The organism is Zoogloea oryzae (assembly GCF_030161255.1).
GTDB classification, from domain to species: domain Bacteria; phylum Pseudomonadota; class Gammaproteobacteria; order Burkholderiales; family Rhodocyclaceae; genus Zoogloea; species Zoogloea oryzae.
Map to the genome: position 1 here is coordinate 1 of NZ_BSPX01000156.1, position 2,948 is coordinate 2,948.

The 2,948-nt window shown below is 72.3% G+C and carries 4 protein-coding genes and 1 pseudogene; all 5 read right to left on the reverse strand.

Translation table 11 applies throughout. The annotated features are described in order from the left end of the window. The coding region (locus QQK25_RS22550) for a hypothetical protein (protein WP_284189980.1) at window positions 1-777 on the reverse strand (777 nt) is incomplete at its 3' end. Continuing rightward, window positions 771-1,469, reverse strand: a complete 699-nt coding sequence (locus tag QQK25_RS22555) for a phage baseplate assembly protein V (protein ID WP_284189981.1) — start codon at window positions 1,467-1,469, stop codon at window positions 771-773. The genes QQK25_RS22555 and QQK25_RS22550, both read right to left, overlap by 7 nt. Then, on the reverse strand, window positions 1,466-2,545 hold the full coding sequence (locus tag QQK25_RS22560; protein WP_284189982.1) for a phage late control D family protein: 1,080 nt from the start codon (window positions 2,543-2,545) through the stop codon (window positions 1,466-1,468). Before QQK25_RS22560 ends, QQK25_RS22555 begins: the two co-directional genes overlap by 4 nt. Next, a complete protein-coding gene (locus QQK25_RS22565) occupies window positions 2,542-2,739 on the reverse strand; it encodes a hypothetical protein (protein WP_284189983.1) in 198 nt (65 codons plus the stop codon). The genes QQK25_RS22560 and QQK25_RS22565 overlap by 4 nt, the downstream gene beginning before the upstream one ends. 2 nt (window positions 2,740-2,741) lie before the next feature. Further along, window positions 2,742-2,948, reverse strand: a pseudogene (locus QQK25_RS22570) (hypothetical protein); the annotation flags it as partial.

A 2,948-nucleotide genomic window follows, 5' to 3' on the forward strand; every position in this document is an offset into this window, starting at 1 on the left:
CGGCACCAGCAGGAGGGGCTGGCTGGCGAGGGCGATGGGCGGCAGCGGGTCGGCGGCGCCGAGGCCGAACAGGGTGCGCAGCCGCGCCTCCAGCCCGGCGGGCGGGGTGATGGCGGCTGGGTCGACCGGCGTGCCGGTGTTGAGGGCAGCGGGCAGGAGCGGCAGCCAGGCACCGTGCTTTTCATCGACGGCGACCCAGTCTTCCCAGCGCTCCGAGCTTGCATCCGGCACCAGCCGGCGTATCACCGCGCCGCTGCCCTTCACGCGGCTGCGGGCAAGCCGCGGCAGGCCGGCGGCGCCGCAGATGGTGTCGAAGCTGATGAGGTTGAAACGCTCGTGGGTGGGCAGGTAGAGCTTGCGCAGCCAGGCCGGGGTGGTGGCCTTCTCGCCGGCCACGAGGCCGTGGGGGATGCCGTCACCGTCCATGGCCGGGCCGGTGGTGGCTTCGATGTCGGCGGCGTCGGGCGGGCGGCGCACGATGCCGGTTGCGGTGGTCGGGTAGCGGGGTGCGCCGGCAACATCCACCAGCCCGGCGGGCGGTTCGGCCCAGTCGCGCCACGGGAGCAGTTTGGGCGGGGCCGGGCGCTTGCCGGCGGCGATGGCCAGGAAGTCGTCCATGAAGGCATCGCTCTCGAAGGAGAGGATGCGCGGCGGGGCTTCGGCGGGCAGCGCGCCGGCGGGCCGCAGGAAGTAGGGCTCGCCGGCAAACAGGTGCTCCCGCGAGGAGTTGCGGTTGGCCGGGACGAGGAGCCGCGCGGCGGGGGCCTTGGCTACCATATGTTCCCCGCGCCCGGCGTGTAGCTGGCCGACACCACGCTGTTGGTGATGACGGTGTCGGCCTTGACCACGCCGGAGAAGCTGGACATGGCGGCGTTGACGGTGACCATCGCGGCGGTGACGTCGAGACCCGCCGGGGCGTTGATCTTCACCTTGACGTTGGCGGTGATCTCGATGTTGCCGACGGCGTCGATCTTGATGGTGGCGCCGTTGCTGTGGGCGAACGTGACGGTGCCGCCTGCCGCGTCGTCCAGCGTGAAGGTGTGGCCGCCGTTGGTCTTGAGCTCGACCTTCTCGGCACCGGCGGTATCGTCGAAGGTGAGCTTGTGGCCGCTGCGGGAGGTGACGGAGCGCACGTTGTTGGCGCTGTCCATCGTCTCGGGCGGGGCGTCCACGCCGTTCCACAGGGCGCCGATCACCACCGGGCGGCGCGGGTCGCCGGCGGTGAAGGCGACCAGCACTTCGTCGTCCACCTCGGGGATGAACCAGGTGCCCCGGTCGGCGCCGGCCATCATCGTGGCGAGGCGGGCCCAGGCCAGGGCGCTGCCGCCGTCGCTCTCTTCGACGAAGGGCAGCTTGACCTGCACGCGGCCCTGGTTGTCCGGGTCTTGAACGTCGGTGACGAGGGCCGGGTAGACGCCGTAGAGGCGGGGGCGGTCACCGGCCGGGGTGGCGCTTGCGCCGGGGATCATGAGGATTCTCCCAGGTTGGGCCGCTGGGCCTCGAACTCGGTGCGGAAGCCCTCCTGCTGGTCGAAGCGGTGGGTGACGGCGGTGACCAGATAGGTGCCGGCAAACCAGGGGCCGAGATCGACCAGCTCGACCTTCGAGCCCACGTGCAGCTGGGGCGTGCCGCGGGTGACGCCGACCCCGCGCACAAAGCGGCGGGCCCGGCGGCGCAGGGCGGCTTCGGCCAGCGTGCGGGCTTCGGCGCCGGTAGCGGGGGCTTCCAGGTGCAGGTCGTCCGCGGCGTTGGCGAAGACCTGGGTGACGATCTCCGGGCCCAGGCGGCCGGGGCCGGCTTCGGGGCGGATGGCGTCGGCGCCGGCGCTCTCGTGGATGCCTTCCTTGGCGGCCACGTCGTAGCCATGGACGCGCACTTCGCCGCGCTGGTGGGCGAGATCGGCCAGCACGGTGAAACGGATCAGCTCGTTCTCGCGGGAGAGGCGTATCGGCGGGTCGGTGAGGGCGGAGGCTTCGTTGATGTGCGCGGTGCCGTCGCGCAGGCTGATGAGGGCGTCGCCGCTGCGGCTGCGCAGGGCGGAGAGTTCGTCCTCGTTCACCTGGAGGAGCTCCACATGGCTGGCGCCGCTGCGGCCGGCATCGGGGCTGAGGCCAGCGTCGGACAGGATGCGCGAGGCGATGTCGCCGTCGCTCTGGTTTTCGGAGAGCCGGGTGCGGCGGCGGTAGCGCAGGCCGGCCAGGGCGTCCTCGGCGAGCAGGGTGAGCTCGGGCGGGCGCAGCTCGGGGAAGGCCGCGCCCATGCCGGTGATGAGGCCGTCGAACACGGTTTGCGCCTGCCCGCTGGTGGTGAAGGCGATGGCGAGGCGCTTGCCGAAGTCGATGTCGGCGGTGTGGAAGTGCACGTAATCCACCGGATCGCCGGATTCGCGGCTGCCCCAGTTGAGGAACACGGCCTCGAGTGAGGCTACGCCGGCGGCGTCGGCCCGGGCTTCGAGGCGGATCAGGTCGGCTTCGAGGCGCTCGGCGCGTCGGCCATCCACCTTGATCTGCGGGCGGGCGCTGGCGAGGAGGGGCGCGTCGCTCATGGACAGTCGCTCCGGTGACGTAGCTGGCGTTCGAGCTCTTCGGCCACCAGGGCGCGGACGAGGGCGCGGAGCTCTTCGATGCGCACTTCGAAGGCGGCATCTTCGGCTGGTGCGCCGCCGCCGCTGCCCCGCTCGGTGCCTTCGCCGGGCAGGGTCTCGATGGTGGTGGAGAGTTCGCCGATGGAGACGGGCATGGTCAGCATCCCGAGCCGCTGCGGCAACCGCAGCCGCAGCCGCAATTGCAGCCACAGCTGCAGCTGGAGTGGGTGGCGTGAGTGGAAGCCGTGGCGACGGCGCCCGCGCTGGCGGGCAGGCTCTCCCAGCGGGGGCGACGTTCGCCAGCGGCCAGCTCGACGGGCGTGCTCCGGGCGGCGAACAGCGGGTTGCCGGCGGGCGGGCTGCG